The sequence below is a fragment of the Williamsia sp. Y853 genome, from assembly GCF_056786495.1.
The window spans coordinates 34,466-41,137 of sequence record NZ_JBXCJC010000007.1; the positions used below are offsets into that span (position 1 = coordinate 34,466).

Sequence of the window (6,672 nt, forward strand, 5' to 3'; positions counted from 1 at the left end):
AACGGCCTCGCGGGGACGCGGACTTGCTCGATCTGCTGATGCAGCATTTCATCAGTCAGATCCCCGTCCTCGGCGACATCATCACGATGATCGACAAGATATTGCGCGGCAACACAACCGGGCTCAGTGGAATTGCTGCCACCCTGGCGGGATGGGTGGGCGGCAAATGGACGAACCTCACCCAGATCAACGACGTCGAAGTCCCGCGTCTCGACAACCGCATCGACTCACTGGTCGGGATCGGCACCCGCTCAACGTTCTACAGCAACGGCACGTGGACTAACCCAGGCACAGGTTCGATCGCAGTGGTCGTCTTCAACGGTGGCCGCCGCACTGGCGAGGTTGCCAAAGGCGTATCGGGCGCGAAGTACGTCTTCCAAGAGTTCAACTGCGCGGACCTACCGTCAACTGTCGCTGTAACCGTGGGTGGACCCACCGCAGCGTCGAGCTTCGGAACCTCCGTCCTGGGGTCGTGGACTGAGGGCGTAATCATCACCGCGCAAGGGCTTTTCGATGGCAGTGCAGGCGATGCCGGCAATGGCGGTGAGGCGTCGAACGCATCAGGCGCGACCATTGAAAGTCGCACGGGCACCGGCAACTACTTCGCCGCGGGCGGCTTGTATGAGACCGGCAGCGTTCGTGCACAACCTGGGCAAAACGCCCCGATCGACAAGGTGGCACTCGCTGGCGGTGGCGGCGGTGGTGGCGGCGGCTTCACCGGCGGTGTCGTTCCACAAAAAGGTGGCAACGGGGGCTTCCCCGGAGGCGGTGCGGGCGCCCGCCCGAACACTGCTGTCGCACTCGCAGTCCCGGGCACAGGGGCTGTCTTCGTCACACACAAGGGGTAGAGCATGGACGCGTACGAGATCATTTCTACCGCGCCCGGGTGGCCGCCGTGTACCAACATCTACGCACTCAGCGAACCGCACGAGGGTCACACACATCTCGCCGTGACGGCGATGCCGGATACCACCACATACGGTCCCGGCCAAGCTCAAGCGGTCCCCTGCGACGAGTTTGGTGCGCTCGACGGTCATTCTGTTCAGGCGATATGGTGGGCCTCCGGTACATTCACGCACGCCGGAGTGCTCGACACCCTTGGCTACGCGGTCATGAGTCCACCAGCCCCAAGGGAACTCTGATACCGACATCGCCCGCGAGCATGGCACCAGACCCTTCCGGGCACCGTGTCGTTCACCACGGGCAAATCATCCTGCGGCCGGCAGCAGTAGCGTCCGACCTAACACTCTCTCCGGCGCTACAAAGTGCGAGGGCCCGGCAGGTTCTGCCGGGTCCTCGCACTCTCTACTACGCGCGCGTTCGACTCAGTGATCGGCGCCGTGGTCGCTTGACGAGCCCGCGAAGTAGGATATCTAAATCAATGTCGCGATAATAATTGGCGTCAATGTCGTCAACCACGAGTGCGTTGCCATCGTCGTATACGCGCTTGGTAAGAACCAAGAGCTCTGCTGCTATCGAAAGAACCTCAGACTTTGAGAGCTTCGATTGTTTGCAGAGATCGTCAATCAAACCATTTATATAGGCGGGCAGCGTCACCGAAAATCGCGCCGGTGACGCAACCGCATCTTCGCTGACTTGAGAGTTCTCGTCAGTCACATGCCTCGCCTTCTCTTCTTCTCCATGTATCGTCCCTGCGCCGCGACTCACAGAATCCCAACACCGACAGTAAGATGATTCCCACCGACATCGCCAATATTACGATCGTCAGTTGCACGGGGGATAAATACTCTCCCCCATACCGGCAAACCATCGTCGGCCCTGCAACCAAGCAGAATAGACCGACCATCAGAACGAAACTTGCAACGTAGCCTGCTGGAATCAGCAAACTCACACTACTTTTCTTGTGTTTAACGCCGGTGTACAGATCCCGGTAATCGGTCACTGGACGCACCGGTTTGCGGCGTTTGCTTTTGCTCACGCTGCCTGCTCCCTTTCATTTACCGGCTAGGCAAGTAAAAGATGAGCGCTGTCGAACGGGGTTGCCCTCCAATCACACACTAAGGCGTGTCATACCTGACACGCCTCTCGCCTAGCCGGGGAAGATTCGTCGCTCGCTAGGTGAAGGCCACCTCTGGCCGCGCGATCGCTGGTGATTTCCATCTCTTCTCCTTTGGTCGGGATAGCTATCGGTGGATGGTTCCGCCGATGCACCAACTGTACTACAGACTTGCGCTGAGTGCACCACATGTGGTTCATAACCGGTGCAGACATTGCAAGCTGCGAGCAACCATTGCCAACGCAGCCCGGGATAGAAGCACATGAGTTGGGACGAAGTCATCATCGTGAAGCGCTTCCCCACATCGGACCCGAAGCCGTCACACCGCGTCCGATCTGGTGCACCAAAGCGACTTGTGCGACGGTCCCAGCCCACGTGGCATCTAGCTCGGATCCAGCCAGCGACTATCAGCTAGTGGTGCGGAGGGCGTGATCGGCGGACCCAGAGATCACACTGAAACGAGCCCGCTATACGACAACACCCCTGGCCTATTTAAAGGTCCAGGGGTGTTGTTGCTGCCGACTATACGAACGGGCCGAACGCGAACGACGTCATTCGCATCCAACCCCGTCGCCATCGCGGTCGAGGTGACTGCCATAACCCGGATCGCCTCGATATACAGGAGCAGCACCGGCAGCACGGGCGGCCGCGCAGTTTGCGTACGCACCTCCGGACGGCGCGTCCACGACCGGCGGTGGGGTGTACTCGGGCTCAGGCGGAGGCGTGTAGATCGGCGCCGGAGGCACGTACGGAGTTGTTGTCGTTGGTGACGGCGCGGGAACCGGTGTCTGCGTGCGAGTCTCAGTGGGCGCAGCCGGAGTGCTCACCGGTGCAATCGTGGCGCCACACTCCCCCAGGACCCGAGTGATCGCGTCCTTCTCAGGCTGGGTCACCCACAAGCCGTAGAGTGCTTTCACATCCACCTGACGTGAGACGTACGTGCAGCGGTAAGACTTGTTGGGCGGCAGCCAAGTTGCTGCGTCACCGTCTCCTTTTTGCTGATTTGTCGGACCATCGGTCGCTTGCAGATTGCGCGGGTCGTTTGCAAAGTCCGCACGCTTCTCCGGCGTCAATTGCTGGGCGCCGGTCTGCCACGCGTTCGACAACGCGACAACATGATCGATCTGAACCGCGGTCGAAGTGTCCTCACCGCGGACGAACGCGATTGTCTTGCCGGTGTACGGATCGTTCAACGTGCCCGATTCAACCCGACAGCCGTTCGATCCCGGTTTCACGACGATGCTCACCAGATCCCGCCGGAGAATGTCGTTGCGGGTGTCACAGCCATTGCGGCCATTCTCAACAGTGACGTCGTCCGTCCACGCTGAACCAAACATCGCGCGGTCGTAACCGGTCTTTGGCGCCCGACCCTTCACCGAGAGGGTGTTGAGCTTCGCAAGTGCAGCGTTCGCAGCGGGTGCAGTCGAGACCTGGACGACGGGCTTCGCCGCCGGCGCAGGAGCCTCCGACGTCGGCGTCTGTGTCGTGCTAGTCGTGGGCGCGACGGATGACGTCGACGTCACCGCTGCGGTCTTCGAGTCGTCGTCCTCGGTCGAGCCCGCGACAGCGAACAGTCCGATCAAGGCTACGACCGAGACCGCACTCACCGCGATCCACGGCCACCGCTTCGCTCGCGGCGGCTGCGGGTACGGAGACGATCCTGGCCGATTCCAGTCGGTGGGCATATTGGGTTGGTCAGACACGAGAAACCTTTCGAGTGCTAACGAGTTTGGGTCAGGCGCAAGTGGATTCACCCGGACTGCCAGCAGCGTTACTCAGATATAGCGACGCGAGTGCTACGTGTTACACAGATTGCCGAGCCGACCCTGCGTTTACACCGCACATAGGGCCGATCGTCGGGGCAAAGTGACTTGCCCGCACTGCCATAGTTGAAGTCGTGAATACAGGTGATGCATGGGGACGGTCGACCATCAAGTTGGTCGTCGACGGCGCAACCTTCGTAGTCAGACCAAGGTCGGACGGCGGATTTTCCTATGACTGGACGACAGGACCGAACAAGGACTACGGGTTCAGCGTGAGCCGCAGATTCGCCGCCGGCGACGACCCGGAGGCGATAGCCGCCACGAACGCCAAAGAGGTCGCCTCACTAGGGGACGTTCGGGTAGGCACCTCACGCAAGACCAAAAAACGCCCCTGCCAGCACTGGGCTGATTCGGGGCGTTTTTTGCGGCCTGCTCCAGGAGCATTACCATAGAGATCCGGCAAAGGTCATACGTAAATCGCAATCGGCATGACCGTAATCGATTTGCCTTCCACAACGGCGGAGAACTTGGCGTTGAAATAGTCACCTTGGTAATCGTCTTCGTTTTCGGATGTTGCGGGCTTATTATCCGCAATGAAGCTTTGGAATGTGTGGTCAAGGAAGCCCACATCTAACCGGTTGAGCAGTTTGTTCTTCGCTAAGACAGGTACGTCATCTTGGACGCTGGAAATGACCTTCGCCAGGACGACAAAGCGACCGTCAAGCAGGCGATCTGAATCCTTTGTCACGAAGTGTTCCGCCTCGCACACGGTCACAGCGGTGAACTCATTACCCGCATTGCCGACAGCGGCATAGAATTCCTTCGTTCGATCACCTCGAAAATCAGCGCGGACCGCGCCAGTGACGGCAGCGGCGAGCTGCGATTCGTTCTCGGCACGTGCTGCGTACGCAGCCTTGATCCCGGCAACCTTGTCGGCATCAATCGATTCGCCGGTCGCAACGAGATCGTTCATCACTTCCATCACCTTGTCGGTACCTTCTTTTTGACGGAGAAACTGGGTGACGGCGGCGATTAACTCAGGCGTCGCTATGTCAAGAATCGCGTTAACCTCGTTCGCGCGAAACGACGCTGTGAACTCTACGACGTCCCCAACTCGCGCGGAGGCGGCATGGTCGGCGCCGTCGAGACTTCGAATCAAATCTTTTCTCCGCAGTTCGGCGCGAACCCTATCAAGATAGAAGGCCTGCGAGTAGACAAACTTCTTTCGGTCCGCGCTCACATGCTCGTCGGTTAAAGCGTGCTCGCCAATGAACTCGGCCGATCCACCTGCCTCGACAGCCCCCAGGAACGGCACGTTCGCAGACACCCCGGCATTCCCACCGCCAGTCTTCGACTTGTTGCTGCCCTCGGTTCTGGTCTGTCCTCGATCGAGCTCCGAACTCTCGAGGATTCCCACACCGAAGATCTCCTGCAGCATCCCGGACACGAAATCGGAATTTTGATAGACAACAACCGTCGGCATTTGGTCAGGCTGGGGATCATTTTGCTTGTTCACCTGTCAGGGGTATCACGGTCTATTGCAGGTCCGTTGTCATCCACCTGGACTACCCCCTGACGGAACCACCGCGACGAACTATGCGTCTAAGTCTCGTGAAGGACATGCCGGACATCGCGCTCGGGGCGATTGCCGCCGCACTCGATCTGGTGCGCTGGGACCAGGAAATGTCTAGTCCGGCCGCGCCACATGATCGAAGCCCTTCGGATGTATCACCGGGAACCAGCGAGCCGCGTGCGTGTAGACGACAGCATCACATTTGACGCACGTCCACGTCCGGCACGGTGGCTCGTGGAGGTTATCCCAGCCGACGAGCACGCGGCGGGGCCCAAACCGATGGCCGTTCGGGCATCGCGTTGGTGGGTTGCGATCGGTATACACAGAGACCTCTCCTGAGGCCCAACCTCCGCACCACTCAGTCTAGTCCGAACACAAGAACGCCCCGAGCCAGGAGTTAGCTGGTTCGGGGCATTCTTTGTCGTTGAGCCGAACCCCTTCCCAGAAGCGGACTCAACGCACGAGCCACCGTAGACGACGGGCCCGACGGGTTTCTCAGCCTCCCTGGCGCAACCTCGCTACACAGTTCTGCAGTGCTGAGCCGTACTCATCCCCCGCGCTGATGTTCACGTCGAGCATGTCGCGGCCGTCCGGCAAGACCGTGAACTCGTTGGCCGAGCTGGACAACGCGAACACCACGTCGTCCTCAACTACCCAGGTGTCCTGACTTGATTCGCGTTCCTCACCCCGCATGATGTCGGCCCCGATGTAAACCAGGCCGCCCGGCGCGGAAAGAGCTTGTAGATTCGCCAGGCTGAGTGACGAGTCGATCAGGCTCATCTCGATCATGCTGACGTACAGATCTGGTGCTTCATCACACGCGACCGGAGGAGTTGTCGTCCGCGGTGTCGTTGTCGCGGCCGGCGGAGGTGTGTACGTCGCCGCCGGCGAAGACGGGTAGGACGTGAAGTCGGTGACGGTCACATCGACGCGAGCCTCCGGATCCGAACTCTCATCGTCACCGATCAGCGCTCCCGCGATGCCGATCACGAGGATCACAGCCAACACGCCGGCGATCACCCACAGGATGATCTTGTTGTTGCGCTTTCTCTGCTCGGGCGAAGCTGGCTCTCGCGCCCAGCTCGGTGGTTTCGGGTCCTGCCCATTAGGCGGTGGTTGCGTCACCGTCTGATTCAAGCATCGAATGGGCTGATCGGTTGAGCATGAGGCTTGCCCACATTTCACCCACACTTGGCGCTGAAAGCGGCTCGAACACACTCACAGCCACTCCCACCGAGGATCGAGCAACCCACAGTTCAGGAGCAGATAGGCTGTGGAGCTGGATGTTCGAATAGTGCGCGAGGGGGGACTTGAACCCC

7 protein-coding genes are annotated in these 6,672 nt (G+C 59.9%); 2 read left to right on the forward strand and 5 right to left on the reverse strand.

Annotated elements, in window-relative coordinates; genetic code table 11:
- The first annotated feature begins 23 nt into the window (after positions 1 to 23).
- Entirely contained in the window at positions 24 to 848 is an 825-nt protein-coding gene (locus tag AC1TPF_RS26990) for a hypothetical protein (RefSeq protein ID WP_482145875.1), read from the forward strand.
- Positions 849 to 851: 3 nt separating this feature from the next.
- On the forward strand, positions 852 to 1,142 hold the full coding sequence (locus tag AC1TPF_RS26995; RefSeq protein WP_482145876.1) for a hypothetical protein: 291 nt from the start codon (positions 852 to 854) through the stop codon (positions 1,140 to 1,142).
- 166 nt (positions 1,143 to 1,308) lie between these two features.
- On the opposite strand, the gene AC1TPF_RS27000 is transcribed toward AC1TPF_RS26995, so the two are convergent.
- From AC1TPF_RS27000 to AC1TPF_RS27020, 5 genes are all read right to left on the reverse strand, one after another.
- Entirely contained in the window at positions 1,309 to 1,617 is a 309-nt protein-coding gene (locus tag AC1TPF_RS27000) for a hypothetical protein (RefSeq protein WP_482145877.1), read from the reverse strand.
- Positions 1,610 to 1,939 carry a hypothetical protein gene (locus tag AC1TPF_RS27005; protein ID WP_482145878.1) on the reverse strand — a complete coding sequence of 110 codons (330 nt, stop codon included), beginning with the start codon at positions 1,937 to 1,939 and terminating at the stop codon, positions 1,610 to 1,612. Before AC1TPF_RS27005 ends, AC1TPF_RS27000 begins: the two co-directional genes overlap by 8 nt.
- 629 nt (positions 1,940 to 2,568) lie before the next feature.
- Positions 2,569 to 3,702: a GmrSD restriction endonuclease domain-containing protein gene (locus AC1TPF_RS27010; RefSeq protein ID WP_482145883.1), complete on the reverse strand. Its 1,134-nt coding sequence runs from the start codon at positions 3,700 to 3,702 to the stop codon at positions 2,569 to 2,571.
- 544 nt (positions 3,703 to 4,246) lie between these two features.
- Complete coding sequence (locus tag AC1TPF_RS27015; protein ID WP_482145879.1) at positions 4,247 to 5,296, reverse strand: DUF6414 family protein; 1,050 nt, start codon at positions 5,294 to 5,296, stop codon at positions 4,247 to 4,249.
- A 552-nt stretch (positions 5,297 to 5,848) separates the two neighbouring features.
- Positions 5,849 to 6,478, reverse strand: coding sequence for a hypothetical protein (locus tag AC1TPF_RS27020; RefSeq protein WP_482145880.1), 630 nt, complete (start codon positions 6,476 to 6,478; stop codon positions 5,849 to 5,851).
- Between the last annotated feature and the right edge of the window lie 194 nt (positions 6,479 to 6,672).

Excerpts from the sequence above, each read along its gene's own strand:
- AC1TPF_RS26995 (WP_482145876.1), top strand. The coding sequence starts at position 852 with ATGGACGCGTACGAGATCATTTCTACCGCGCCCGGGTGGCCGCCGTGT.
- AC1TPF_RS27010 (WP_482145883.1), bottom strand. The coding sequence starts at position 3,702 with ATGCCCACCGACTGGAATCGGCCAGGATCGTCTCCGTACCCGCAGCCG.